The sequence below is a fragment of the Pseudomonas sp. 58 R 3 genome, from assembly GCF_900006605.1.
In the GTDB taxonomy this organism is placed as follows: Bacteria; Pseudomonadota; Gammaproteobacteria; order Pseudomonadales; family Pseudomonadaceae; genus Aquipseudomonas; species Aquipseudomonas salomonii.
Map to the genome: position 1 here is coordinate 1 of NZ_CVTT01000078.1, position 24830 is coordinate 24830.

22 protein-coding genes and 1 pseudogene are annotated in these 24830 nt (G+C 61.6%); 9 read left to right on the forward strand and 14 right to left on the reverse strand.

Translation table 11 applies throughout. The features are described from left to right. The 3 genes from BFP92_RS24595 to BFP92_RS24605 form a co-directional block, all read right to left on the reverse strand. Positions 1 to 1621, reverse strand: a 1621-nt coding sequence (locus BFP92_RS24595) for a DUF6531 domain-containing protein (RefSeq protein ID WP_239694327.1), incomplete at its 3' end; no start/stop codon positions are given. Positions 1622 to 1767: 146 nt separating this feature from the next. After that, entirely contained in the window at positions 1768 to 4851 is a 3084-nt protein-coding gene (locus tag BFP92_RS24600; protein WP_065931514.1) for an efflux RND transporter permease subunit, read from the reverse strand. Positions 4852 to 4853: 2 nt separating this feature from the next. After that, a complete protein-coding gene (locus BFP92_RS24605) occupies positions 4854 to 5960 on the reverse strand; it encodes an efflux RND transporter periplasmic adaptor subunit (RefSeq protein WP_065931515.1) in 1107 nt (368 codons plus the stop codon). Positions 5961 to 6061: 101 nt separating this feature from the next. Here BFP92_RS24605 and BFP92_RS24610 point away from each other — a divergent pair, with 101 nt between their 5' ends. After that, positions 6062 to 7264 carry a multidrug effflux MFS transporter gene (locus tag BFP92_RS24610; RefSeq protein WP_065931516.1) on the forward strand — a complete coding sequence of 401 codons (1203 nt, stop codon included), beginning with the start codon at positions 6062 to 6064 and terminating at the stop codon, positions 7262 to 7264. Positions 7265 to 7385: 121 nt separating this feature from the next. Here the strand turns inward: BFP92_RS24610 and BFP92_RS24615 are convergent, their stop codons facing one another. After that, on the reverse strand, positions 7386 to 8291 hold the full coding sequence (locus BFP92_RS24615; protein WP_065931517.1) for a LysR family transcriptional regulator: 906 nt from the start codon (positions 8289 to 8291) through the stop codon (positions 7386 to 7388). Between the two features lie 108 nt (positions 8292 to 8399). Here BFP92_RS24615 and BFP92_RS24620 point away from each other — a divergent pair, with 108 nt between their 5' ends. Continuing rightward, positions 8400 to 9266: a pirin family protein gene (locus tag BFP92_RS24620; RefSeq protein ID WP_065931518.1), complete on the forward strand. Its 867-nt coding sequence runs from the start codon at positions 8400 to 8402 to the stop codon at positions 9264 to 9266. Positions 9267 to 9563: 297 nt separating this feature from the next. Continuing rightward, entirely contained in the window at positions 9564 to 11009 is a 1446-nt protein-coding gene (locus BFP92_RS24625) for a mechanosensitive ion channel domain-containing protein (protein WP_065931519.1), read from the forward strand. A 190-nt stretch (positions 11010 to 11199) separates the two neighbouring features. Here the strand turns inward: BFP92_RS24625 and BFP92_RS24630 are convergent, their stop codons facing one another. After that, on the reverse strand, positions 11200 to 11898 hold the full coding sequence (locus tag BFP92_RS24630; RefSeq protein WP_017139685.1) for an SDR family oxidoreductase: 699 nt from the start codon (positions 11896 to 11898) through the stop codon (positions 11200 to 11202). 107 nt (positions 11899 to 12005) lie between these two features. Between BFP92_RS24630 and BFP92_RS24635 the strand changes: the two genes are divergently transcribed. Together BFP92_RS24635 and BFP92_RS24640 are read left to right on the forward strand one after the other, a co-directional pair. Then, complete coding sequence (locus BFP92_RS24635; protein WP_065931520.1) at positions 12006 to 12437, forward strand: winged helix-turn-helix transcriptional regulator; 432 nt, start codon at positions 12006 to 12008, stop codon at positions 12435 to 12437. A 91-nt stretch (positions 12438 to 12528) separates the two neighbouring features. Further along, positions 12529 to 13116, forward strand: coding sequence for a LysE family translocator (locus BFP92_RS24640; RefSeq protein ID WP_065931521.1), 588 nt, complete (start codon positions 12529 to 12531; stop codon positions 13114 to 13116). Here the strand turns inward: BFP92_RS24640 and BFP92_RS24645 are convergent. The 3 genes from BFP92_RS24645 to BFP92_RS24655 form a co-directional block, all read right to left on the reverse strand. After that, a complete protein-coding gene (locus tag BFP92_RS24645) occupies positions 13058 to 13951 on the reverse strand; it encodes an AraC family transcriptional regulator (protein WP_065931522.1) in 894 nt (297 codons plus the stop codon). The two genes, BFP92_RS24640 and BFP92_RS24645, sit on opposite strands and share 59 nt — an antisense overlap. Positions 13952 to 14014: 63 nt before the next feature. After that, positions 14015 to 14434 (reverse strand): GNAT family N-acetyltransferase, encoded by a 420-nt coding sequence (locus BFP92_RS24650; protein WP_065931523.1) that lies wholly within the window; start codon positions 14432 to 14434, stop codon positions 14015 to 14017. Positions 14435 to 14447: 13 nt separating this feature from the next. Next, positions 14448 to 15014 (reverse strand): TetR/AcrR family transcriptional regulator, encoded by a 567-nt coding sequence (locus BFP92_RS24655; RefSeq protein WP_065931524.1) that lies wholly within the window; start codon positions 15012 to 15014, stop codon positions 14448 to 14450. 101 nt (positions 15015 to 15115) lie between these two features. Between BFP92_RS24655 and BFP92_RS24660 the strand changes: the two genes are divergently transcribed. Next, entirely contained in the window at positions 15116 to 16564 is a 1449-nt protein-coding gene (locus BFP92_RS24660; RefSeq protein ID WP_065931525.1) for an amidase, read from the forward strand. A gap of 103 nt (positions 16565 to 16667) precedes the next feature. Continuing rightward, positions 16668 to 17678 carry an NAD-dependent epimerase/dehydratase family protein gene (locus BFP92_RS24665; RefSeq protein WP_065931526.1) on the forward strand — a complete coding sequence of 337 codons (1011 nt, stop codon included), beginning with the start codon at positions 16668 to 16670 and terminating at the stop codon, positions 17676 to 17678. Here the strand turns inward: BFP92_RS24665 and BFP92_RS30755 are convergent. The 6 genes from BFP92_RS30755 to BFP92_RS24695 all read right to left on the reverse strand — a co-directional run bounded on the left by BFP92_RS30755 (position 17566) and on the right by BFP92_RS24695 (position 22640). Further along, on the reverse strand, positions 17566 to 18000 hold the full coding sequence (locus BFP92_RS30755; protein WP_069785836.1) for a MerR family transcriptional regulator: 435 nt from the start codon (positions 17998 to 18000) through the stop codon (positions 17566 to 17568). The genes BFP92_RS24665 and BFP92_RS30755 overlap by 113 nt on opposite strands. 51 nt (positions 18001 to 18051) lie before the next feature. Next, positions 18052 to 18549 (reverse strand): GNAT family N-acetyltransferase, encoded by a 498-nt coding sequence (locus BFP92_RS24675; RefSeq protein ID WP_065931528.1) that lies wholly within the window; start codon positions 18547 to 18549, stop codon positions 18052 to 18054. Positions 18550 to 18714: 165 nt separating this feature from the next. Further along, positions 18715 to 19713 (reverse strand): NADP-dependent oxidoreductase, encoded by a 999-nt coding sequence (locus BFP92_RS24680; protein ID WP_065931534.1) that lies wholly within the window; start codon positions 19711 to 19713, stop codon positions 18715 to 18717. A gap of 46 nt (positions 19714 to 19759) precedes the next feature. Beyond that, positions 19760 to 20629 (reverse strand): alpha/beta fold hydrolase, encoded by an 870-nt coding sequence (locus BFP92_RS24685; RefSeq protein ID WP_065931529.1) that lies wholly within the window; start codon positions 20627 to 20629, stop codon positions 19760 to 19762. Positions 20630 to 20711: 82 nt separating this feature from the next. Further along, positions 20712 to 21500, reverse strand: a complete 789-nt coding sequence (locus tag BFP92_RS24690) for an SDR family NAD(P)-dependent oxidoreductase (protein WP_065931530.1) — start codon at positions 21498 to 21500, stop codon at positions 20712 to 20714. 39 nt (positions 21501 to 21539) lie between these two features. Beyond that, complete coding sequence (locus BFP92_RS24695) at positions 21540 to 22640, reverse strand: alkene reductase (protein ID WP_065931531.1); 1101 nt, start codon at positions 22638 to 22640, stop codon at positions 21540 to 21542. A 149-nt stretch (positions 22641 to 22789) separates the two neighbouring features. Between BFP92_RS24695 and BFP92_RS24700 the strand changes: the two genes are divergently transcribed. Further along, positions 22790 to 23377 (forward strand): TetR/AcrR family transcriptional regulator, encoded by a 588-nt coding sequence (locus tag BFP92_RS24700; protein WP_065931532.1) that lies wholly within the window; start codon positions 22790 to 22792, stop codon positions 23375 to 23377. Positions 23378 to 23655: 278 nt separating this feature from the next. Beyond that, positions 23656 to 24830 (forward strand): annotated as a pseudogene (locus tag BFP92_RS24710) (aldose 1-epimerase family protein); the annotation flags it as partial.

The window sequence follows — 24830 nt, forward strand, 5'->3', positions numbered from 1 at the left end:
GGTTGTCATACGCATCGCTGATGGCAACCAGCACGCCATCGTGGAAGTGATAAAACCGCGACGCCTGAGCCAGCACCAACTCATCAGGCAATTCCCCCAAATAAATCGCCGCTTCAGCCAAGCTATTGGTAATCGCCGGTCGAGCAGCGGTAGGCAGTACAAACTCAGTACGGCGATTTTCATGATCGGTCCACACCACCGAATCACCCGAAACCACCAACCGCTGTGCCAGTGAATGGCTCCAGCCAAACCCCAACCCGCCATCCACTTCCACCGCACTGGTGCGGTACACCCGCGTCCACTCGAACGGCAAAATTCCGTCCAACGTGCCATCAGTGAGGGTCAGCAATTCCTCGCCGGTGACCATCGAAACGGGGCAACCATTGGTAACGGTTTTGTCCGCCGCAGCTGCAGCATCGCCATTCAGGTTCTTACCCGAAGCCGGCACATCATCCACAGGTTCCTGGCGCACCAACGCGGTCTGCTGCGTCTTGCCGCGCACCGCCGGCACGGGGTTGGCAACCAATTGATCCCCAGCCTTCAGCGGCGCAACCGGCACGGTCTTGATCGGCGTCGGGGCACTGCCCAGCAAAATCGGCTTGGCAGCCTCGACATGCTCATCCAGGCGAGATTTACCGAATTGCCCGGCCAGTTGTTCCAACCAAAGGCGCGCACGCCGAGACTTGATACCGCCCAGCACCTGGGCGCTCATGCGTATCGCAATCCCCATACCGCCCGTGGCCAGGGCCAGCACCAGGTTGATCAGCACGTCGGCGCTGATCTCACCCAGCAACTCGTTCATGTAGGCAGGCGGCAATAACCGCATCCAACTGACCATGGCCGACAGGTAGATGAACAACAGCGGCTCATCGCTGAGCACCAACAGGCCTTTTTCAAGCGCCTCGGCGCTGACATTCAACAGCTGTTCAAACTCGGCCTGGGACAGATAGCTCAGCAGCTTTTCAGCGTTGTCCAGCGGGTGCGCAAGCCACTCAAACAGCTGCTTGAGGCTGTCCCACAGTGAGTACAGCGCCTCGCCAAACCCTTTGGCGTAAGCCTGGTCCAGCATGAGGTAACGCTTGAGGACATTGGCCTCGGAGTAGTCCTGCCACAGTGGCGCAAATGTGCCGCTCCACTCGCTGCGCAGCCAACCTTCCAGCGGCGCGATCACCGACTGATAGGAGGCATACAACGCCTTGAAATGCGCAGGCGAAACGTCGGGGTAAAAGTTGACCCGGTACTGCTGGTTGCGATCACATTCGGTGATTTCGAGAATGCCGCTGGGGCCAATAGTTTTGCGGATCGGCTCGCCCAGTGGGCCGCCATTGGGGTCTACGCGTTGCAGCACCACCGGCGTATTGCCGATGGGCACAAAGCGCGCGCTCTGGAACATATGCACCAGGGTCAACGTGCCGTTGGCCTGGCAGGTGGCTACGGTACTGCTGGGGATGATCGAACGGTTGATCGGCGCCACCAGCGCCACTTCGTCACCGACCTTGAACACCTGTTCGACGTCCAGCGCTGAAAAGCTGAAAAAGCTTTCCGCCCAGGCATCGTAGGTATTGAGGCAGCGTCTGAAATCGCCGAGAACGGACTCAACGTCCCGCGTCTTTGAATCCATGGCCGCCAACACCAGCAGGCCAATGGTCTGGCCGGTGACGGCGATCAAAAGACAACCCTATAAGTCGGAAAAACCATCTGCAATCCCTCGCACTGTGTGATCAGGCGAAGGACTTTGCAGAGGTTTTCAGGAGAACTCTGTAGAGCTTATCCGGCGTTTACGTGGGAAGTTTCAACGGCCTTCGTGCGCTCCCGCCCAAGCACCAGGCTGCACAGCGCAGGCAGGAACAACAGCGTCAACACGGTGCCTACCAGCACCCCGCCAATCAGCACGTAGGCCAGGGACGACCAGAACACCGACAGCGTCAACGGAATAAACGCCAGCGCCGCCGCCAATGCGGTCAGAATCACCGGCCGCGCCCGGCGCACGGTGGCCTCGATAATCGCCTCGCGCACCGCCATGCCATGGTCCTGGTTCTGGCGAATCTGGTCGGTAAAGATCAGCGTGTTGCGCATCAGAATGCCGCCAATCCCGATCAGGCCCAGAATCGCGTTAAAGCCGAATGGCTGGTTGAACAGCAGCAAGGTCGGCACCGCGCCAATCAAGCCCAGGGGCGCCGTGGCAAAGACCATGAACATCACGCCGAACGAGCGCACCTGGAACATGATCACCGTGAGGGTCAGCAAAATCATGATCGGGAACAGTGCCGCCAGCGCCACGTTGGCCTTGGCGCTTTCTTCCACCGGGCCGCCGATCTCGATCTGGTAACCGGCGGGCAGCTTGGCGATCAAGGGTTGCAGGTCTTTGTACACGGCCATTTCCACGTCGGGCGGTTGCACGCCGTCGATGATGTCGGCGCGCACTTCCACGGTGCTTGCACGGTTGCGACGCTTGAGGATCGGTTCTTCCATCACCGCCTGGAAGTGCCCGACCTGGGCCAGCGGCACCGAGGTGCCGGCGCTGTTGGTGAGGGTCATGTTGTTGAGGTTGCCGAGGTTTTCGCGCTGGTTGCCCTGGGCGCGCGCGACCACCGACACGGTACGGTTGCCTTCGCGCACTTCGGTGATCGGATTGCCGCTGAGCAAGGCGTTGAGCTGGGATTTGACCTCATTGGGCGTGAAGCCCAGCAGGCGCAGGCGGTCTTGATCCAGCACCAGCCGATAGCCGCTGGTGCGCTCGCCCCAGTCGAGGAAAGCGTCCTTGGTCAGCGTGTTGGCCGCCACAACGCGGCGCACGTCTTCGGACACCCCGCGCAGCACATCCAGGTTCGGCCCGGACACACGAAACACCACCGGGAACGGCACCGGCGGGCCGAACAGCAACTGCGTGACGCGCACCCGCGCTGCCGGGAATTCACCGGCGGCAATGCGCTCGCGCATGCGCAGTTTCAGCGCATCGCGGGCATGGGAGTCGGGGGTTTGTACGATCAGCTTGGCAAACGCCGGGTCGGGCAGCTCGGGGTTCAGCGACAGGAAAAAACGTGGCGCGCCGCCGCCTACATAGGTATCGACCAGGCTGGTTTGCGGCGCTTGCAGCAAGGCTTTTTCCAGCTGCGCCGCCACCGCTTCGGTGCTTTTGAAGGCGCTGCCGGGCGGCATATACACCTCAAGGATCAGCTCGGAACGGTCGGAATTGGGGAAAAACTGCTTCTTCACCACGCCCATGCCCAGCACGCACAGCACAAAGGCGCCGACCACCAGGCCAGTGACCAGCCAGCGTTGGCGCACGCAGGCTTGGACCAGGCTGCGCAGTTTCTGGTAATAACGGCCGGCGTAAATCGCGTCATGCCCGCCCGGCACCGGTTTGATCTGCGGCAGCAACTTTACGCCCAGGTACGGCGTGAACACCACGGCCACCAGCCAGGACGAGATCAGCGCAAAACCGACGATCCAGAAGATATTGCCGGCATATTCCCCGGCGCCGGAGCGGGCAAAACCCACCGGCAGAAAGCCGATGATGGTCACCAAGGTGCCGGTGAGCATCGGCGCCGCAGTGGAGCTCCAGGCAAACGTAGCGGCGTGAATCCGGTCAAACCCTTCTTCGAGTTTTACCACCATCATCTCGATGGCGATGATCGCATCGTCCACCAGCAAACCCAGGGAAATAATCAGCGCGCCCAAGGTAATACGGTCAAATTCACGCCCGGTGAGCAGCATGATCACAAACACTACGGATAAGGTCAGCGGCACTGCGGCGGCCACCACCAGCCCGACGCGAAAGCCCAGAGCCAGCAGGCTGATCACCATCACCACGGCGAGGGCGACGAAGAATTTGAGCATGAATTCATTCACCGCCAGGCTGATGTTTTTCGCCTGGTCGGACACCTTGGCGAAGTTGACGCCCAGCGGCAGGTCTGCCTGGATCCTGGCTTCCTGGGCCTTGAGGCTTTTGTCCAGTTCCAGGCCGTTCCAGTGTTTCTCCATGATCACGCCAAGCATCAGCGCCGGGTCGCCCTGATGGCGGATGCGGTAGCTGGGCGGGTCTTCATAACCCCGGCTCACGGTCGCCACATCGGCAATGCGCAGCACGCGGCCGTTGACTTCCAGCGGCACGTTTTCGATCAGCGCCAGGCTGTCGAAGGCGCCATCGACGCGAATATAGGCGCGGGCGCCTGCGGTTTCGACAAAACCCGACGGCGCCACCGCGTTTTGCGCGGCAAGGGCGGCGAAGATCTGGTCGGGCTTGATGCCCAGCGTGGCCAGGCGCTCATAAGAGAACTCGACAAAGATCCGCTGGGCCTGTTCGCCGAGGATATTGACCTTCTTCACCCCCGGCAGGTTGAGCAAGCCCTGGCGCAGGTCTTCGGCCATCTGCACTTGCTGGCGATGGGGCAGGTGTTCGGCTTCCAGCGCATACAGGGCGAAATACACATCGGAATATTCATCGTTGAAGAACGGCCCGATCACGCCTTTGGGCAGTTTCGCCGCTTCGTCGCTGAGTTTTTTGCGGGTCTGGTAGAACAGGTCCTGGATTTCGCTGGGGCGCGTGGACTCCTTGTAGGTCATGCGCATCGACACAAAACCGGGCTGGGCGATGGTCTCGACGCGGTCGTAGTAGTCCAGTTCCTGCAGGCGTTTTTCCAGGCGGTCGGCGACCTGTTCCTGCATCTCCTGGGCGGTGGCGCCGGGCCAGGCGGCGGTGATGGTCATGACCTTGACGGTAAACGACGGGTCTTCGGCGCGCCCCAGTTTGCCGAACGAGAAGATTCCGGCGGCGAGGATCGCAATGATCAGAAACAGCGTGACGGCGCGGTGTTTTACCGCCAGTTCGGAGAGGTTGATGCCGCGCATGCTCAGTGGTCCTGTTTACGGTTGAGGGCCAGTACTTGGGCGGGCAGCAGGCGCACTGTGTCGCCGCTGTGCAGCAAGTGCGCGCCGAGGGCGACGACGATCTGGCCGGGGGTTACGCCGCTGTCGAGCAGCGCGTCTTCCTGGCCGAGGCTGGCGACGTTGACGGGGGCGAAGCTGACCTTGTCGTCCGCGCCGATCACCCACACGCCGGTGCCTTGCCCCGCATCCTGCAATGCGCCGATGGGCACGCGGGTTTGCTGGGCCTGGCCGTTGCCTTGCAGGCGCACGGTGATGGTCGAGCCGAGGGCGAAACGGTCGACGGCGCCATGCAGCACGTAGCGGGCGCGGTAGGTGCGGGTGGTGGGGTCGGCGCTGGCCGACAGCTCGCGCAGCGTGGCGGTCACGGCCTGGTCCTGTGCGCCGAACGGGAAGGCCAGGGCTTTTTGCGCGGCCTGGTCACGCTGGTTTTCCGGCAGGTTGACGATGGCTTCGCGGGCGCCGTCATGGGCCAGGCGCGCCACGACCTGGCCTTCGGCGACCACCTGGCCGCGATCCACGCGCACATCGGTGATGATGCCGTCGCCGTCGGCCTTGAGCACCGAGTAAGTGCGGCGGTTTTCAATCTGGCTGGCATCCGATTGCGCCGCAGCCAACTCGGCTTCGGCCACGCGCAGGTTGGTCGCCGACTGGTCGAAGATCTGCCGCGATACCGCGCCGGTACTGGCCAGGCGCTGGTAGCGGTTTTCGTCATCTCGGCGTTGGCGCAATTGCGCCTGGGCAGCGTTGACGCGGTTTTTGGCCGAACGCAGGGCCAGTTCGAAGTCGCCGATGTCCAGCACCAGCAAGGTGTCACCACGGGCGACGTGCTGGCCGGGGTCGACCTTGCGTTCGATGACTTTGCCGCTGACCCGGAAGCCCAAATCGCTTTCGGTGCGCGCCGCGACCACGCCGGTGTAGGCGCTTTGCTGGGTGCCGGCGGCTTCTACCTTGGCGGCCAGAACGGGGCGCGGCAACGGCACTTCGGCGGCGGTGTCGGCCTTGCTGTTGCAGCCGCTGAGGATAATCAACAGGGCCAGGGGCGTGAGAAGACGCAGGGGAAGAGGGTGCATGACGGGCTCCAGGGGTGGCCAGTGGATAAAAAATTATGGACATAATTTTTTGCTCATATTATGGTCGAAATATAAATTAATCCAGCCCCCGGATATTCCTTATGTCGAACGCCCCGGCTCCCTCTCGAAGCCTGTTGTTTTTACTGGTGGCGCTCACCGCACTCGGTGAAGTCTCGACCCAATTGCTCATCCCCGGCCTGGGCGCTATCGAGCAGGCACTGGCCGCGCCGGCGGGTTCGGCGTTGATGGCGTTGTCGGCATTTGTCGCCGCCTTTGGCCTTGGGCAGCTGTTGTTCGGGCCGCTGTCGGACCGCATCGGCCGTCGCCCCGTGCTGCTGGGCGGGTTGGCGCTGTATGTGCTGGCCACGTTGTCGATGCTGTTGGTCAGCGATATTCAACAGTTCATCGCCGCCCGGGTGCTGCAAGGCCTGGGCGCCTGCGCCGCGTTGGTGTTGGCGCGCACGGTGGTGCGCGATGTGTGGAAGGCCGAAGCCGGGCCGGCCCTGGCGTTGACCATGATCGGCATGCTCTACGCCATCGTCGTGGCGCCGATGATCGGTGGCCTGCTGATCAAGCTGCTGAGCTGGCACGCGCCGATCCTGCTGGCACTGGTGATCGGCAGCGTGGTGCTGATGTTGGCGTTGCTGTTCTTTCGCGAGAGCAATCACTTTCTGGACCCCAAGGCCGGGCATTGGCGCACCCTTGGCGGGCAATACCTGGATTTGCTCAAGGGCCGCCAGTATCGGGCGTACGCGGTTGCGCTGGCCTGCACCTACGGCGCCATGTTTGCGGTGATCGCGGGTTCATCGGCAGTGTTTATCAACCTGCTGGGGTTCAGCAGCCTGGAGTACGGGCTTAATTTTGGCCTGATCGTGTCGATGCTGATCGTGGGCTCCACCTACACCCGGCGCAATATCCTGCGCCTGGGGCCGCAACGCATTGTGTCGATAGGCGTGACGCTGGTAGCCATCGGCGGGATTCTGGCGGTGGTGATTTACGAGCTGTTCGGCCTGTCGGCGCTGGGCCTGGATATTCCGGTGGCACTGGTCACCCTCGGCGGCGGCCTGGTGTTGCCGGGCTCGGTGACGGGCGGGGTGATGCCCAACGCCCATCGTGCGGGGCTGGCCGCAGGGTTGATGGGCTTTTCGCAGATGTTTGGCGCAACGTGCAGTGGGCTGTTGCTGAGCCATTTGCGTGATGGCAGTGCAACGCCGATGATCATGATCCAGGCAAGCTTTGCGGTTTCGGCGTTTGTGGCGTTCCAGCTGTTGCGCCAGCGCCGGGCGGTGCTGGCAGCGGCGTAGGTGATCGTTCCCACGCTCTGCGTGGGAATGCCGCCCCGGACGCTCCGCGTCCCGCTCTGGCAGTCGTGACGCAGAGCGTCACTGGATGCATTTCCACGCGGAGCGTGGGAACGATCAGCGGTCAGGCCATGTCGCTGTGCGCGAATTCCTCGCCGAGAAAATCAATCAACGTCCGCACCGACGGCAACAGCCCACGGCGCGACGGGAAAATCGCATGCACGATCCCGGTCCTTGGTGACCAATCCGGGATCAAGTTGACCAGCCGCCCGGCGGCAATATCCTCGCGCACCACCACGCTCGGCAGGTGCGCAATGCCCACCCCGGCACACACCGTATGGCGCAGCGCCAACAGGTCATCGGTGATCATCCGCGGGAAATGCCGGATCACCGCACTGGCACCGTTCTCGCCAAACAACTCCCACTGGTATTCGCGCTGGGCCGAGCCCCAATACACGCTCGGCAGGCCGTTCAAATCCCCCGGCAACGGCGGGCTGGAAAGGCGCGACACAAACGCCGGGCTGCCCACCAGGCACTGGGTGCTGTTGCCGAGCACCTTCATCACCAGATCGGTGTCTTCCAATGGCGGAAAGCGAATGCGCAGGGCAATGTCGAAGCCTTCGTGGATCACGTCCACACGCCGGTTGGTGCTCTCCAGGTGCAGCTCCACCAGTGGGTACTTGAGCATATAGCGGGTCAGCATCGGCCCGACCCAGGAATTGAGCAGGGCGGTGGGGCAGCTCAAACGCACCACGCCCTGGGGCTCGGAACGGTTGCGCTCGATCACTTCGGCAGCGGCTTCGGCCTCCACCCGCATGGCCAGGCAGCGCTGGTAGTAGACCTGGCCGATTTCGGTGAGCGAGCAATGCCGGCTGGTGCGGTTGATCAGGCGCACGCCCAAGCGCTCTTCAAGCTGGCTGATACGCCGGCTGAGCTTTGACTTGGGCATGTCCAGCGCACGGCCTGCCGCCGCAAACCCACGGTGCTCGACCACTTGGGTGAAGTAGTAGAGGGTGTTGAGGTCTTCCATGTCGTTCTCCAAATAGAACGCTAAGGGCTATTTTCGCGGTCTAGCGCTGTAAAGGTAGCGGATTTAAGCTGTGTTCATGCACTGCTTTCACGCCTTTGGAGACACACCATGAAAAACATCATCGGTATCTACACCAGCCCTCGCGGCCATTGGGTAGGCGACGGCTTTCCGGTTCGCACGCTGTTTTCCTACGACACCATGGGCAAACACATCAGCCCATTCCTGTTGCTGGACCACGCCGGGCCGGCCGATTTCACCCCGACTCAAGCCCGTCGTGGCGTCGGCCAGCACCCGCATCGCGGCTTTGAAACTGTGACCATTGTCTATAAAGGCGAAGTCGAGCACCGCGATTCCACCGGCGCCGGCGGCACTATCGGCCCAGGCGATGTGCAATGGATGACCGCGGCCAAAGGCATCCTGCATGAGGAGTTCCACTCCGAGGCGTTTGCCCAAAAGGGCGGCGCGCTGGAAATGGTGCAGTTGTGGGTCAACCTGCCGGCCAAGGACAAAATGACCGACGCCGGTTACCAGACCATCCTCGACGGCGATATCCCGGCGCTGCCCCTGGCCGATGACGCCGGCAGCCTGCGCCTGATTGCCGGCGAGTTTGCCGGTGCAAAAGGCCCGGCCCGCACCTTCACGCCGATCGACGTGTGGGATGTGCGCCTCAACGCTGGCAAGGCCGTGACCCTCGACCTGCACGCCGGGCGCAATACCGCGCTGGTGGTGCTCAAAGGTACGGTACAGGTCAATGGCCAGGAACTGGTGCGCGAAGGGCAACTGGCGTTGTTCGAACGCGACGGCGATCAACTCGCCCTGGAGTCCAACAACGACGCGATGTTCCTGTTGCTCAGCGGCGAGCCTATCGACGAGCCCATCGTCGGCCACGGCCCGTTCGTGATGAACACCGAGCAAGAGATTCACCAGGCCTTTGCCGACTTCCAGTCCGGCCAGTTCGGTCAGATGCACCCCTGATTCACCCCGGGCTATCGCAACCTGTTTAACGGCTATAACGCGTTGACTGGCGCCCAGTAAGCGCGAGACCCAAGGGTTGCCACATACCCCTGTGTGAGCGGGCTCTGTGTGGGAGCTGGCTTGCCTGCGATGCAGACACCTCGGTATGACTGATAAACCGAGGTGATGCCATCGCAGGCAAGCCAGCTCCCACACAAAACCAGCGCCCACACAAAGCCCACACACATTTTGCGCTGCGCTATACCCGCTATCTTCAATTCATGCGATCTTCTCGCCATACACCCTGGAGTCGCCTGGATGCCCTCATTTATCGCTGAACACCCGATGCTGTGCGCCGTGGCGCTGATCTTTATCGACATCGCCGTGTGGCGGCTTATTTCCGCCAACCTCGCCAACTGGAAACTGGCGGCGCGCCTGGCGATCTTTGCGGTGTTCAGTGCCGTGCTGTTCAACGACGGCATGAACCCCATGCAGATGGCGCCCTATGGCGACAACACCGCGTTGCACCTGGCGGCCACGGCATTGCAGATCGGCTGGTGGCTGTTTGCCGCGCGGACCCTCACGGTATTGCTGGGCACCGTGATGATGAACCGGGTCGGGCACGGCGGGCGCTTGCTGCAAGACCTGCTGGGCGCGGTGATCTTCCTTATCGCGATCATCGCCGCCATGGCCTATGTGCTCGACCTGCCGGTCAAGGGCGTGCTCGCCACCTCCGGCGCGGTGGCGATCATCGTCGGCCTGGCGTTGCAAAGCACTTTGAGCGACGTGTTTTCCGGAATCGTGCTCAACACCACCAAGCCGTATCAGGTGGATGACTGGATCTCCATTGACGGCACCGAAGGGCGCGTCACCGACATCGACTGGCGCGCCACACGCCTGCAAACCTCCCAGGGCAGCATGGCGGTGATCCCCAACTCCCTGGCGGCCAAGGCCAAGATCATCAACTTCTCACGCCCGGCGGACATGTTCGGCCTGGCGGTCAGCCTGCAAGTCAGCCCGCATGCGCGGCCGCAAACCGTGATCGAAGCGCTGGAGCGTGCGATGCAAGGTTGCCGGCCTTTGCTGGCCAAACCCGCGCCCAGCGTGGCGTTCAAGGCTTCGGCCAGTGGCGGCGTGGAATACGAGATCAGCGGGTTCGTGCCGGCCATGGGCCAAAAGCGTGAAGTGCGTAACCAGCTTTACGACCTGGCATTCCGTCACCTGCAAGCGGCGGGCGTGGGTGTGCTGTCGGCCACCGAAAGCAGCGCGCCACCGGCGATGTCACCTGCACGGGCGTTGCTGGAGCGGTCGTCGATTTTCTCCACGCTGCGCCAGGAAGAAAAAGACACCTTCAGCCAGAACATGACCCTGCACACCTACCGCGCCGGCGAGATGATCTTGCCGGCGGGGGAGGTCAGCGACCATTTGTTTATCGTCGAATCCGGCGTGGTTTCGGTGATGCTGATCAAGGGCGGCCACACGTTCGAAGCCGGGCGCATGGGGCCGGGCGAAGTGATTGGCGAGTCGGGGGTTTTGTCCGATCAAGCGGCGTTGGCGGACTTTACCGCCAAGACCTTCTGCACGCTGTATCGCATCGAAAATGAGTACCTCAAACCCTGCCTGGACGCGCGCCACGACATCAGCGAAGCGATGAAAGCGCTGCTGGATTTCCGCCTGCACGCCGCGCAAGTCCTGACCCAGGACGCGCCGGTGGTGCCGGTCAAGAAAGGCTTTTTGCAATGGCTGCGTAATCGCGGGTTGTGAGGGCGTAACGCCATATCGTCGGGATGTAAAGCGATCTAAATGTGGGAGCGGGCTTGCTCGCGAATACGGTGGGTCAGTCACCTTTGCATCGACTGACCCACCGTATTCGCGAGCAAGCCCGCTCCCACATTCAGACTGAGTTGTTTCAGTTGAAAAGGGCGCACCGGGTTCGGCGCGCACTGGTGCTTGCTCAATGGCTCAGATACACCGGGCTGTCGGTGGACAGCGAGGCTTTTACCGCGTGGGTCATGTCGGTGATCAGCGCTTCTTCGCGGTCTTCACTCAGCGCTTTAAGGGTAATGGCAACCACTTCCTGCGGCGTGCTTTTCGGCGCCTGCACATCCGCCACCATGTCGGTGTCGATATAGGCCGGGTGCACGCCGATCACCAAGGTGTTCTGCTCGCGCAACTCACCGCGCAGGCCATTGGTAAGGCCCCACTGCGCCGACTTGGAGGTGCTGTAGCCGCCGGAGCCTGGCGGGCTCAGCCAGCTCAGCACCGAGAGGATATTGATCAGCGCGCCGCCACCTTGTTTGGCCAGGATCGGCGCAAACGCGCGGCTCAGGCGCAGGGTGCCGAAGGTGTTCACCTCAAAGTGCTGCTGCAGGTTCTCGATACTGTCTTCGGCCAGCAACGAGCCGTACTTGAGCCAGCCCGCGTTGTTGATCAACACACTCACATCGCCACACTGCTCGGCGGCGCGCTGCACGCTGGCCGGGTCGGTAATGTCCAGGGCAATCGGCGTGCTGCCGGGGATATCCACACTGGCCGGGTCACGTGCACCGGCATACACCTTGGCCGCACCCGCTGCCAGCAGCGCGGTGACAAACGCTTTGCCCAGGCCACGATTGGCACCGGTAACCAACACCACTTTTCCACGAATATCCATGATGCACTCCAGGCGACGAATTAGGTTTAATAATGAAACCGTTTTTATCTTGAGTCTGTTGGTCCTATAATGCAACCTAATATTTCTGATTGCCCGGAGGCCCGACGATGAAACGCAAATGCCTGGAAGGCGACTGTTGCCCGGTCGCCCGCGCGCTCGACGTGGTGGGGGATTGGTGGACGCTGTTGATCATCCGCGACGCCTACGCCGGGGTGACGCGCTTCGGCGACTTCCAAAAACACCTGGGCGTGGCGAAAAACATCCTCGCCACGCGCCTCAAGGACATGGTCGAACAAGGCCTGTTGCACACCAGCGAAGTGGGTGCGCGCAGCGAATATCAACTCACCGACAAAGGCCGTGCGCTGATGCCGGTGCTGGTAACCCTGGCGCAATGGGGCGAAACCTTCACGCAGCCGGCCGATGGCAGCACCCACTTGCTGGATGCACGTTTGCTCAAGCCGCTGCGCAAGGTCGAGATCGTGTCCGAGGATGGCCGGGTGCTGGGCCTGGAAGACATCGTCACCCAGGTGCCGGCATGAAAAACGCCTAGGGGAATTTTCTTCAATACCGCCCATGTTCAGCCCTTTACCGTGAAGCCATCGTCACTCGGCTTCACCAAAAGGAACTGCAATGAGCTTGATCATCTCCATGGCCGCCTTCGCTTTGGCCACGTCCATCACCCCCGGCCCGGTCAATGTGGTGGCGCTCAGTTCGGGCGCACGCTTTGGTTTTGTCGCCAGCCAGAAACACGTGTTCGGCGCCGCCGTGGGCTTCACCTTGCTGCTGGTGCTGATCGGCCTGGGCCTGCATGAAGTGCTGGTGCGCTGGCCGATCCTTACCCAGTTGATCCAGTGGGGCGGGGTGGCCTTTTTGCTGTACATGGCCTGGAAACTCGCGGTTGACGATGGCCGACTCGACGCCGAAGGCACTGCCACCGCGCCATCGATGCTCTACGGCGCGATCATGCAATGGCTCAACCCCAAGGCCTGGCTGGCCTGCGTGGCGGGCATGGGCTTGTTCGTGGCCGATGGCGATGCGCGCCAAGTGTGGCTGTTCGCGGCGCTGTACCTGGTGATCTGCTACCTGTCGGTGGCGTGCTGGGCCTACGCCGGCACGTTTTTGCGGCGCTACCTGAGCAACCCCCAAGGCGTGCGCCTGTTCAACCGCTCAATGGCCGCGTTGCTGGTGGCCAGTGTGGGTTATTTGCTGATGGCTTGAGCAAGTCGCGGTACTGCCCCGGCGTGGCGGCAAAATGCAGTTTGAAGGTGCGCTGAAAATGCGCCTGGTCGGCAAACCCGGCGGCCAGGGCCACATCGGCGATCAGCTCGCCATTGCGCAACTGGGTGCGGGCAAACTGAATGCGCCGGTTCACCAGAAACGCATGGGGCGTGAGCCCGTAATACTGTTTGAACGCGCGGATCAGGTACGACGGCGACAGCTCGGCCGCTAGGCAAATATCCTCCAGCTTCAACGCTTCGGTGCAGTGCGCGCGGATGTACTCGGCGGCGCGCTCCAGCTTGTGGTTGACCTCACGCAGCGGCGCCAACGACGGGTTCAGGCGCTGCTGAACTTCGGTGAAATAACTCACCAGCGCACTCTCTTTTTGCAGCAGTTCGGCCTGTTCATCCAACAGAATGCCGTACAGCTCGATCAGGCCGTTATACAAAACCGTGTCACGGGTATGCGGGGTATTGAACGGCCGATAACCCTGCTCGGTACTGAAACCCAGCTGGTATTGCAGGTCCGTGAGCCACGGTGTGTCGAGGTAAATCATGTGATACGACCAATGCTGGTCGTGGATCGGGTTGCACGCGTGCACATCACCGGGGTTCATCAACACCACCGTGCCGGCGCTGATCTCGAAGGTCTGCGCGCCATAGTGGTAATAACTGCGCCCACGGGTGATGGCGCCGATGGAAAAATGCTCGTGGGCGTGCCGGGTGTAAGTGACCTTGCGCCCGTCGGCGATGGTGCGCGCCTCGATGAAGGGCAAGCGCTCGTCACGCCAGAAGCGTGGCGCGTGCGCGGGGTGAGGCGGGGTGTTCAGCGACATGGCGGTGGCTCCATCCCTTGAGGCGAGTTGCGATCATTGCACAGACCGCCGGGGCCGTCAGCTTCAAAGCTGCTTGGACAAAAACACCCGGCTGCTGCCTTCGGGCTGGCAGGGTATTTCACCAAACCGCACCCACCCCTGTTTCTCGTAAAAACCCGGTGCCTGGAAGCTGATGGTGTACAGCACCGCGTTCCGGCAACCCCGGCGCCGTGCTTCGTTTTCGAAGGCCTGCAGCAATTGGCTACCCAAACCTGAGCCGCGCAGCGAGTCGGGCAAGTGAAACAGGTCGAGGAAGGCCATGCCCAGGGTGGTTTTGCCCGTGATGCCACCCAGGATCTGCTGGGTGTCCGGGTCTTTGAGCAACACCATCAACGGCCGACGATCATTGCCGCCAGTAACGGCCTCATTGAACGCGGCAAGGCCATCGCCCAGCAGGCGCTCGGCCTCTGGGTTGGGTTGGTCGCTGATTTCAATCATGCTCATGCGTTCGCGCTCCTCAAAGCCGCTGGCGCACCATGTGCATCAGCCGTTCACCCACCTGATCAAACCCTTTGTTCTGCGCCACTACTTGCGCGCCTTCCATCAACAGTGACAGCTCCTGCGCCAATGCCTGCGGCGCTTGCGCGCCCATCTGCTCACACAGCGTAGCGACCCGCGCAAACTGGCGTTGCTTGTGCGCCTCGATCAATTGGCGTGCCGGGTGATCCGGCTCGGGGATCTCGGCCAGGCTGTTGGTAAACGGGCAGCCACGATAACCGGCGCGCTGCAGGTCATCCACGATAAACCCGGTAAAGCCCAGCAACTGCTCACGGGGCGCGTCGGGGTATTGCTGCGCCAGGCTGTCGAGCACCTCGCTGTAGCTTTCGGTCAGGCGTTGCAGCCATTCCAGCACCAGCGCGTCTTTGTTTTCGAAATGCCGGTACACCGTCATCTTGGTCGAGGCGGCCAGCGCGGCAATCGCATCCACGCTCACGCGGGTGATGCCCTGCTGCGCAAACAGGCTTTGCGCGGCCTCGACAATACGCTCCCGGGGCGGCAGTTGAGGGGCTTGTTGCACACGCATGCAGAATCTCCGCTTGACAGCGATACCCATGAGTATCGCATGATACTAATCGGTATCGTTAGATACCGAAGAGTATCCATCATACCCGTTTGGAGCCACCCATGTACCTGTCCGAATACGCTGCCCATGACGCCACCGGCCTGGCGCGCCTGATCCACGCCAAAGCCGTCAGCGCCGATGAAGTGCGCCGCGCCGCACTGCACGCCATGGCCACCCTCAACCCGCAGATTAATGCCCTGGTGGACACCTGGGACGATGAACCACCCGCAGCACCCGGCGCCTTTCATGGCGTGCCGATGTTGCTCAAGGACGTGGGCATCAGCGCCGCCGGGCGCCGCAACGAACTGGGCAGCGCCCTGGCCCTGGGCTGCACCGCCGAGGCAGACTCCGAACTGATGACACGCTTTCGCCGCGCCGGCCTGTTGCCGCTGGGCCGCACCACCACACCGGAATTCGCCACCAGCACCACCACCGAAAGCCGCCTGTGCGGCCCCACGCGCAATCCCTGGCACCTGCAACGCAGCGCTGGCGGCTCCAGCGGTGGTTCCGCCGCCGCCGTGGCGGCCGGGATGGTGCCGGTGGCCCACGCCACCGACGGCGGCGGCTCGATCCGCGTACCGGCGTCACTGTGCGGCCTGTTCGGCCTCAAACCCAGCCGCGGCCGCGTGCCCATGGGGCCGGACGTTGATGAAGTGTGGAGCGGCCTGGCCGTACACGGCGTGCTGACCCGCTCGGTGCGCGACAGCGCGGCCCTGCTGGACGCCATCCACGGCGCCGCACCAGGCGACCCGTTCCAGATCGCGCCACCGCAGCACAGCTTTGCGGCGCTGTGCCAACGTGAACCCAAAGCCCTGCGTATCGCCCTGCAAACCCGCCCGCTCAATGGCCAGGCGCTGCACCCGGCGGTGCAACAGACGCTGCTGGATACGGCGCGGCAGTTGCAAGCACTCGGCCATCACGTCGAAGAAATCCAGCCGGGTATCGGCTTGAGCTGGGACGCCTTCGTCGAACTCAACGCGCGCTTCTGGTCCACCAACACCGCCGCCTGGATCGATGCCATCGCCGCCGCCACCGGGCGCGAGGCCAGCGCCCAGTACCTGGAACCTGCGACCTTGAGCCTGTATGCATTGGGCAAATCGCTGCACGCCACCGACCTGCTCGGCGCCCTGTGGGAGCGCAACCTCGTCGCCCGCCGCATGGGCCAACTGTTCCAACGCTACGACGTGCTGCTGTCACCCACACTGCCTGGGCTGGCGCCCGAAATCGGCGACTACAACCAAGGCCAGGAACAGCTCGACGGCCGAGGCTGGATGCAACGGGTGTTTGCCCATTCGCCCTTTACCGCACTGGCCAACGTGACCGGCAGCCCGGCGATGTCCGTGCCCTTGGGCATGCACGATGGGATGCCGATCGGCATGCAGTTTATGGGCGCGTTTGGTTGTGAAGGGTTGTTGCTGGGGTTGGCGGCGCAATTGGAGCAGGCGTCGCCCTGGACGGCTCGACGGCCGAAGGTGTGGGCCGGGCACGAAAAACCAGCCATAGCCGGATAAGACCTCCCGCTCTGCTGAGCCTTGACTCTGCCCCAAGGGGCAGACGCCAAGCTGTTTTCGCGCCACACCCCTCAGGTTTCCAAGCGAAAAAGGACGTTAATGCATGCTGTGTCTGGTAACCGGTGCCAATGGGCATCTTGGCAATACCCTGGTCAGAACGCTGCTCGAACAAGGCCATCGCGTGCGTGCAGGCGTGCGCGATATTCACAACCGCGCGCCGTTTGCGGGGCTGGACTGCGAGTTGGTGTATGCCGAATTGCTCGATGAGCCAGCCATGCTCAACGCGCTGGACGGTGTGGAGGTGTTGTTTCAAGTCGCCGCCGTGTTCAAACACTGGGCCAAAAACCCGGAGCAGGAAATCGTCCAACCCAATGTACAAGGCACGCGCACCGTACTGCAGGCCGCCAGCCGTGCCGGGGTCAAGCGCGTGGTGTATGTGAGCTCAGTGGCCGCCGTCGGCCACGACGGCAGCGCGCTGCATGAGTCCACGTGGAGCGCGGAGCTGGCAAACCCTTACTACCGCTCAAAACTGCTGTCCGAACGCATGGCTTGGCAAACCGCCAACGCGCTGGGACTTTGGATGGTCTCGGTATTGCCCTCGGCAATGGTCGGCCCGAACGCCGCACGCCTGACCGACACCATGGGATTCGTGCAATCAGTCAAAGACCGCAAGCTGGCACTGGACCCCGGTTTTCATTTCAACTTCGTGGACGTGCGCGACGTGGCCACAGGGCTGCTGCTCGCCGCGCAAAAAGGTCGCCCAGGCCAGCGCTACATCCTGGCCAACGCGCATCCATCCTCCCTGGCCGACCTGCACGCTATTCTGGGTTACCGCCAACCCCCACGCGCGCCCCGATGGCTATTGATGGGCGTTGCCTGGATGCAAGAGCGCTGGGCGCAACTCAGCGGCAAACCGGCCCAGTTGCTGGTCAGCCAAGTGCGCCTGTTCCACAACGTGCGTCAGCACTACAGCATCGCCAAGGCCAAGGCAGAACTGGGCTTCAGCCCGAGGCCACCGCAACAGGCGTTGCGTGAAGCGTTTGCCTATCTGGACAGGCGCCAGGTTCAGCCGTATGAACCTGTTCACCGAACATCTCGTTCATCTGCGCCTTAAGCCCCGCCAAGTGCGCGTCCAAGGCCTGCAACGCGCAGATGCTGGCCTGCACCTCCAACCGCTTGGCATCCACGGCCTCGTTGGCCAACCCCAGCGGAAAGGCCTTCAACGCCTGCTTGGCCGCCAGCAACGGCGCCATTTGCGCCAGCTTGAAACCCGCCACCTGCGCCTTGCGGATCAAGTGCACCATCTGCACATGGTGCGCGTTATACACACGATAGCGCCCGCTGCGCTGGGGCGGGTTGATCAGGCCCATCTGCTCATACAGCCGGATGGCTTTTGGCGTACAGCCCGTCAGGTGAGCGAGGCGACCGATAAACATGCAGGTGATCCTTTTCCTGGGAATGGCGTCATTGCCGAGGCAGTTGCAGCATCAGGCTGGCAACGTCATCACCATCTCATGCCACGCCATCCCGCCATGCTCCGACGGCGACGGCTGCACATAGCCGTAACCCATGCGCGTGTACAACGGCACATGCTGCTCCTTGCACATCAAATGAATTGTCTGCTTGCCCATGGCTCGCATGCGCTGCACAAACTCAGTCATCAACAGCCGGGAATACCCCTTGCCTTGCTGCGCCGGGTCAACCACCACCGACATGATCACCACATTCGGCGCCTCGGCCGCATGCCCCACCAACTCCTTGAACGCCTCATCCGACATCACCACCTGATGGGCGCAGCCACAATTGATAAACCCCACCACCGCGCCATCCGCCTCCAAAATCAAAAAGCCCTCGGGGTACTGCGCAATACGCGTGGCGATCTTCTCCAGCGTCGCGGCTTCGTCGCCTTCGTAGGCACTGGTTTCGATTTCAAAACAACGCGCGGCGTCGGCGGGCAGGGCGTTGCGGAAGGTGAGGGCGGGCATGGGCGTTTCCTGGGGCATTGAGCGAAAGGCCACATCATAGCGGTGTGCCCACCCCCTCGCCATCTCACGCTAACCCGCTGACAAACACACCTCAAACGGTGGGAGCGCTCGAGCCCCAGCGAGGCAGCGAAGGCGGCGGCGCAGTCGGCATTGATTGGCGGGTAGTCATTTGATCGTAACGACGACCTTGCCTTTGGCTCGTCCCTGTTCGACGTATTCAAGAGCCTCTGCCGTTGATTCAAAGGAAAACGTTCGATCAATCACCGGATTGATGATGCCCGCCTCAACCAGTGCGCTGATTTGTTGCAATTGGGCCCCGTTGGCGCGCATGAACACGAACGTGTACTTGATGTCCTGCTTGCGTGCCCTGCGCCGAATGCCGAGGCTCAGCAGACGCATAACCTGCTGCAATGGCCAGGATAACCCTTGCTCCTGTGCGAACAGCGCAGTGGGCGGCCCTGAGATGGAAATCAGTTGGCCGCCGGGTTTGAGGACCTTCAGTGACTTGTCCAACACATCGGTGCCGAGGCTGTTCAACACCACGTCGTAGCCGTGTAAGACATTTTCGAAGTTCTGCTTTTTGTAGTCGATGACCACGTCAGCCCCCAGCGCCTTGACCCATTCGACATTCGCGGTGCTGGTGGTTGTGGCGACAAAGGCACCCAGGTGTTTGGCAAGCTGGATGGCAATGGTGCCGACGCCGCCGGAGCCTGCGTGAATCAACACCTTTTGGCCTTTTTGTAGCCGGGCGGTGTCGACCAGCACTTGCCAGGCAGTCAGTGCCACCAAGGGCAGGGAAGCGGCTTGCGCCATGCTGGTATTGGCTGGTTTCAGGGCGATCGCGTTCTCGTCCACGGCAATCCTTTCGGCGAACGTGCCGATCCGTGTTTGCGGCGGGCGAGCGTACACTTCGTCACCTGGTTTGAAGCGTGTCACATGCGAGCCGACCGTCACCACTACCCCCGCCAGGTCGTTGCCCAGAATCAGCGGAAACGAGTAGGCCAGGATCAGCTTGAACTCGCCTGTGCTGATCTTCGAGTCCAGCACGTTGACACTGCTGGCATGGACCTCGATCAAGACGTCGTGGGCACCCACTTCAGGGGCTGACGCTTCGCCGAGGCGTCCGGGTTGCTTGCCGTAGCGATCAATAAGGAATGCTTTCATCGAGGTGCGGCTCTTGTCGGTTGCAGGGAGGGTAGCCGGTGCGTGGTCAGGCATCGAGGAACGCCTGCGCCTTGGCCACAAAATCAACGTGGTGCTGGAAAATCCCGCCGTGACCGGCGTCCTGATAAATCACCAGCTCTGCGTTGGGGATACGCTTGGCCAGTTCAAACGAATTGATGCTGGGCACCATGATATCGGTGTCGCCGTTGACGACCAGCACGGGTGCCTGCAAGCGTTCGAGGTCTTGCGGCGGCTGCTTGCCCCACGCAGTGATCGCTTTCAACTGGCGCAGGAAAGCACGGGGCGTCGGGCCTTGGTCACGATTGTTCTTGCGGGCTTGCAGGCGCTGCAAATACTGCGCGGCAGATCGACGGCCGTTGGCCGTAGAAGTGAAGAACAGGTAGAACTTCGGATCGCGCAGGGTCAGCAGGCCTTTGAGAATCAATGGCCACGACACCGCGCCAACTTTGCCGATACCGCTGCCGCCGGCCGGCCCGGTGCCGGTCAGAATCAACCGCCGAACCCGATCAGGCGCCTTCAGAGCGATGTCCTGAGCGACGAAGCCGCCGAGGGAGAATCCAAGCACATCAACGGTTTCCAGCCCCAGCGCACGGATCAACTGAATGGCATCGTCGGCCATCTCGCCAACGGTCAGTGGCGCGGTTCCACCCGAGCCGCCGATGCCACGATAGTCAGTGGTAATGACGCGTCGGGTTTGCGCCAGGCCATCGATGATTGCGGGATCGAAGTTATCGAGCACCGCGCCCCAATGGTTGAACATTACAAGGGGCACACCGGTAGTGGGGCCGATATCGCGGTAGGCGAATGGAATACCGTTGACCGTGATCGATTGGTTCGCAGCGTTGATGAACGACGTTGGCGAACCCGAAGGGGGATTTGTCTGGGCTGAATTCATTACCACTCCCGATTTCTGGACGGATTCGATGCAGCGCCTTGCGCTTGCATCGAATCCGCCCCAAATGCTCACTGCCTGAAGATCACTCTGGAGTCTGGTAACGCTGAGCAACCGCGGACTGACGGATTTGCCCGATCAGGCCCAGTCGTGCGCCCTGCAGGGCATCCCAACGCTCCGCTTCGTGCAGCGGCGGAATGGTCACGGGTTCGCGACGATCGAAGCCGACGAGAGCGGCATCCACCAGATCGCCCACTTCCATGATTTCACTCAGGGTGTTGATGTCGACGCCGGAGCGATCCCATATTTCCGTACGCGTGGCGGCCGGCAGCACGGCCTGCACGTAGACGCCTTGAGGTGACAGTTCCAGGCTCAAACCCTGGGACAGGAAAAGCACAAAGGCCTTGGTTGCACCGTAGACCGTCATGCCGAATTCCGGTGCGAGGCCTACAACCGAACCGATGTTGATGATCGAACCTTCACCGGCCTTGGCCAGGCGTGGAGCGATGGCGCTGGCGAGCCGAACCAGCGCCGTGGTGTTGAGGGCTACCAGTTGCGCCACTTTATCGGTGCTTTGCTCGACGAAATGACCGGACAGTGCAGCGCCGGCGTTATTGACGAGGATCCCGATGTGGGCGTCGTCGCGCAGACGGTTTTCAACCTTGCTCAGGTCGCCGGGTTGAGTCAGGTCCGCCGGGATCACCTCGACGGTGACGTTGTGTTCGCTGCGCAAGCGCGCGGCCAGTGCATCCAGGCGCGCCTGATCGCGGGCAACTAACACCAGATCGTGGCCGCGTTGTGCAAAGCGGTCGGCGTAGACGGCGCCAATCCCGGTGGAGGCGCCAGTGATCAAAACGGTGGGGCGAGTGCTCATGGGGTATCTCTCTTTCAGGATATGGGAAACAGAACGAGCTCAGCGTGCGCTGACGCTCGATTCAGCCAGTGTCGGGTAATCGATGTAGCCTGCCGCGCCGCCGCCATAGAGGGTGGCGGGATTGAACGCGGACAACGGCGCGCCACGTTTCAGGCGTTCCACCAGGTCCGGGTTGCCAATGAAGGGGCGACCGAAGGCGATCAGGTCTGCCTGGTCTTCAGCGAGCCGCGAGGTGGCCAGATCGAGGTCATAGCCGTTGTTGGCGATGTAGGTGTTTTTGAAGCGCTGGCGCAGGGCGGCGAAATCGAAGGGCGCCACGTCACGCGGGCCGCCGGTCGCGCCTTCGACCACGTGCAGGTAAACCACGCCGAGGGCGTCGAGTTGTTCTACGACGTAGTCGAATTGCGCCTGCGGATCGCTGCTGGATACGCCATTGGCCGGTGACACGGGTGACAGGCGTACACCGGTGCGGTCGGCACCGATCTCACTAACCACAGCCTCCGTCACTTCGAGCAACAGACGAGCACGATTTTCAATCGAGCCGCCGTAAGCATCGGTGCGCAGATTGGCGTTGTCCTTGAGGAATTGATCGAGCAGGTAGCCGTTGGCACCGTGAATTTCCACGCCATCGAAGCCAGCGGCGATCGCATTGGCCGCCGCCTGACGGAAGTCGTTGACGACTCCCGGCAGTTCGCTGATGTCCAGTGCGCGAGGCTCGGAGACGTCTTCGAAGCGGTTGTTGACGAACACTTTGGTGGCGGCGCGCAGCGCAGAAGGGGCCACGGGGGCAGCGCCGTTTTCCTGCAGGTCGACGTGCGAGACGCGGCCGACATGCCACAGTTGCAGAAAGATTTTTCCTCCCTTGGCATGCACGGCATCAGTCACGGCGCGCCAGCCGTCGATTTGTGCCGGTGTGTAGATTCCCGGGGTGTCTTGATAACCCTGCCCCTGCCGGGAAATCTGCGTGGCTTCGCTGATCAGCAGGCCGGCGCTGGCGCGCTGGCTGTAATAGGTCGCCGCGAATTCGCTAGGGACCAAGCCTTGACCGGCGCGGTTGCGTGTCAGCGGCGCGAGAACGACGCGGTTTGATAGCGTGAGGCTGCCGAGTAGGTAAGGCGTGAACAGAGTCTGCTTGGTCATCTGATGAATCTTCCGTGCCCGTTGATGAAGATCAGTGGTGCTTGCAATTAGGATGATGATCGAAATCTAAACTGTCAACAATTTTGATTATGGGTGACATCTATGTATCATCCGACTGAGGATTTCCCGGGAAACACGAGGTATTGCAAATGAGAGTAACCAAGGCCCAGGCGCAGGCAAATCGAGAGCACATCGTTGAAACCGCCTCAGAGCTGTTCCGTGAGCGGGGCTTTGACGGCGTCGGCGTTGCTGATCTCATGGCGGCCGCTGGTTTCACTCATGGTGGTTTCTACAAACATTTTGGGTCGAAGGCAGACCTGATGGCCGAAGCCTCGGCGTGCAGTCTGGCCAAATCGCTGACAGCCGCCCAAGCTCTGGATGTTCCGGGCTTCATCAATATCTACGTGAATAGAGAACATCGCGACGCACGCCGCAGTGGTTGCACGATGGCCGCGCTGTGTGGCGACGCGGCGCGTCAGGCGGACGATGTGAAAGCGACGTTCGCTGAAGGCATAGAGCACACCTTGCAGACGCTGGAAGAGAAATACCCGACAGCAACGGATCCCGAGTCGGGTGAGGGCAGAAAGAAAATAATCGACCTGCTTTCACGTGCCGTCGGCGCGATTATCTTGTCGCGCGCCTGCCCGGATGACTCCGCACTTGCTGATGAAATACTTGAAGTGTGCCGGGCAGAAATGGTTGCTTCATTGCCGGTCGATGCGGTGGAGCCGGTGTAGTGACGGCGCTCATTCAAAGAGTAGCTTCAGTAGAAGTGCGATGATTCTGCTCGGAGCAGAAAGTTAATTTGAGTCCAAGACGATGGGCCCCGAATGACGGGCTTTTGGCCGATTGCTGACTGTAACCAAGGGCAGCAAGCGGCTATCAGCGACATTATCGTTTTTGCCTTACGCTCACTGCACGTTGCCTACCTCGTCGGCGCTGAGTCCATTTTTAGCTTGCTGAAACGTTTCATCAAGTTTATAAAAATGGCACAACTCCAAGAAAGGCTGTCACCATGACCCCGCTCAAACTCTTCGTTGCCCTCAGCGCACTGTCCGCTGCCTCCCACGCCATGGCCTGGGATTACGTTCTGCTCGACACCGACAAAGCCGCCCAGAGCTGGCAGATCAACAGCCAGCAACTTGGAGTAAAAACCGACAAGCCCTTCAGCGTTAGCCTGCGTACCTTGCACGGCGGTCGCCAGGAGGGCGTCAGCATCGTCGATATCGATAACGGCACCATGAAACTCTCGGTAGTGCCGACTCGCGGCATGAACGTCTTGCAGGCCTCGGTCGGCAGTGTGCGCATGGGCTGGGATTCTCCGGTCAAGGAAGTGGTCAATCCGTCATTCATCGAACTCAATGGCCGTGGTGGTCTGGGTTGGTTGGAAGGTTTCAATGAACTGGTCGCCCGCTGCTGATACGAATGGGTCGGCCACCCCAGCGTCGACAACGGCGAACTGCTGACCCTGCACGGTCGGGCCGCCAACATTCCTGCGAACAAAGTCACCCTGCATATCGATGAAAAACCACCGTACGCCATCACCCTGCGCGGTGAATTGAAAGAGCAGGCGTTCAAGAAGGTCGACTTCTCGGTCGCGACCGAACTGGTCACCGAACCCGGCAGCGTCGTGTTCGCCCTCAATGACACCCTTACCAACAATGGCGACTATCCGAAGGAATACCAGGCGCTGTATCACAGCAACTTCAGCACCCCGTTCCTGGAGCAAGGCGCTCGTTTCGCCGCGCCGGTGAAACAGGTGTCGCCGTTCAACGACAAGGCCAAGGGCGATCTGCCCGACTGGCAAACCTACCGCGCACCGACCAAGGACTACGACGAAACGGTGTACAACGTGGTGCCGTATGCCGATGCCAAGGGCGATACGTTGACCGTGTTGCATAACAAGGCCGGCAGCCTGGGCGTTTCGGTCGGCTTCAATACCCAGACACTGCCGGTGTTTTCCCTGTGGAAAAACACCGATACCCAAGGCCAGGGCTATGTCACGGGGCTGGAGCCAGGGACAAGTTTTTCCTACAACCGCCGTTACCAGCGGCCACTGAACCTGGTTCCGACAATTGGGCCCAAGGAACACAAGCAGTTCCGCATCAGCTACAGCTTGTTAGCGGATAAGGCCGCGGTGGATAAGGCCTTGAAGCAGGTGAGCGAGATTCAGGATGGGCGGGAGACTGA

Bases quoted from the DNA above. Each gene is read 5' to 3' on its own strand.
- BFP92_RS24625 (WP_065931519.1), top strand. From the start codon at position 9,564: ATGCCCTCATTTATCGCTGAACACCCGATGCTGTGCGCCGTGGCGCTG.
- BFP92_RS24690 (WP_065931530.1), bottom strand. From the start codon at position 21,500: ATGAGCACTCGCCCCACCGTTTTGATCACTGGCGCCTCCACCGGGATT.
- BFP92_RS24675 (WP_065931528.1), bottom strand. From the start codon at position 18,549: ATGCCCGCCCTCACCTTCCGCAACGCCCTGCCCGCCGACGCCGCGCGT.
- BFP92_RS24685 (WP_065931529.1), bottom strand. From the start codon at position 20,629: ATGAATTCAGCCCAGACAAATCCCCCTTCGGGTTCGCCAACGTCGTTC.
- BFP92_RS24695 (WP_065931531.1), bottom strand. From the start codon at position 22,640: ATGACCAAGCAGACTCTGTTCACGCCTTACCTACTCGGCAGCCTCACG.
- BFP92_RS24635 (WP_065931520.1), top strand. From the start codon at position 12,006: ATGAAACGCAAATGCCTGGAAGGCGACTGTTGCCCGGTCGCCCGCGCG.
- BFP92_RS24660 (WP_065931525.1), top strand. From the start codon at position 15,116: ATGTACCTGTCCGAATACGCTGCCCATGACGCCACCGGCCTGGCGCGC.
- BFP92_RS24700 (WP_065931532.1), top strand. From the start codon at position 22,790: ATGAGAGTAACCAAGGCCCAGGCGCAGGCAAATCGAGAGCACATCGTT.
- BFP92_RS24680 (WP_065931534.1), bottom strand. From the start codon at position 19,713: ATGAAAGCATTCCTTATTGATCGCTACGGCAAGCAACCCGGACGCCTC.
- BFP92_RS24665 (WP_065931526.1), top strand. From the start codon at position 16,668: ATGCTGTGTCTGGTAACCGGTGCCAATGGGCATCTTGGCAATACCCTG.
- BFP92_RS24620 (WP_065931518.1), top strand. From the start codon at position 8,400: ATGAAAAACATCATCGGTATCTACACCAGCCCTCGCGGCCATTGGGTA.
- BFP92_RS24600 (WP_065931514.1), bottom strand. From the start codon at position 4,851: ATGCGCGGCATCAACCTCTCCGAACTGGCGGTAAAACACCGCGCCGTC.
- BFP92_RS30755 (WP_069785836.1), bottom strand. From the start codon at position 18,000: ATGTTTATCGGTCGCCTCGCTCACCTGACGGGCTGTACGCCAAAAGCC.
- BFP92_RS24630 (WP_017139685.1), bottom strand. From the start codon at position 11,898: ATGGATATTCGTGGAAAAGTGGTGTTGGTTACCGGTGCCAATCGTGGC.
- BFP92_RS24640 (WP_065931521.1), top strand. From the start codon at position 12,529: ATGAGCTTGATCATCTCCATGGCCGCCTTCGCTTTGGCCACGTCCATC.
- BFP92_RS24610 (WP_065931516.1), top strand. From the start codon at position 6,062: ATGTCGAACGCCCCGGCTCCCTCTCGAAGCCTGTTGTTTTTACTGGTG.
- BFP92_RS24605 (WP_065931515.1), bottom strand. From the start codon at position 5,960: ATGCACCCTCTTCCCCTGCGTCTTCTCACGCCCCTGGCCCTGTTGATT.
- BFP92_RS24645 (WP_065931522.1), bottom strand. From the start codon at position 13,951: ATGTCGCTGAACACCCCGCCTCACCCCGCGCACGCGCCACGCTTCTGG.
- BFP92_RS24615 (WP_065931517.1), bottom strand. From the start codon at position 8,291: ATGGAAGACCTCAACACCCTCTACTACTTCACCCAAGTGGTCGAGCAC.
- BFP92_RS24655 (WP_065931524.1), bottom strand. From the start codon at position 15,014: ATGCGTGTGCAACAAGCCCCTCAACTGCCGCCCCGGGAGCGTATTGTC.
- BFP92_RS24650 (WP_065931523.1), bottom strand. From the start codon at position 14,434: ATGAGCATGATTGAAATCAGCGACCAACCCAACCCAGAGGCCGAGCGC.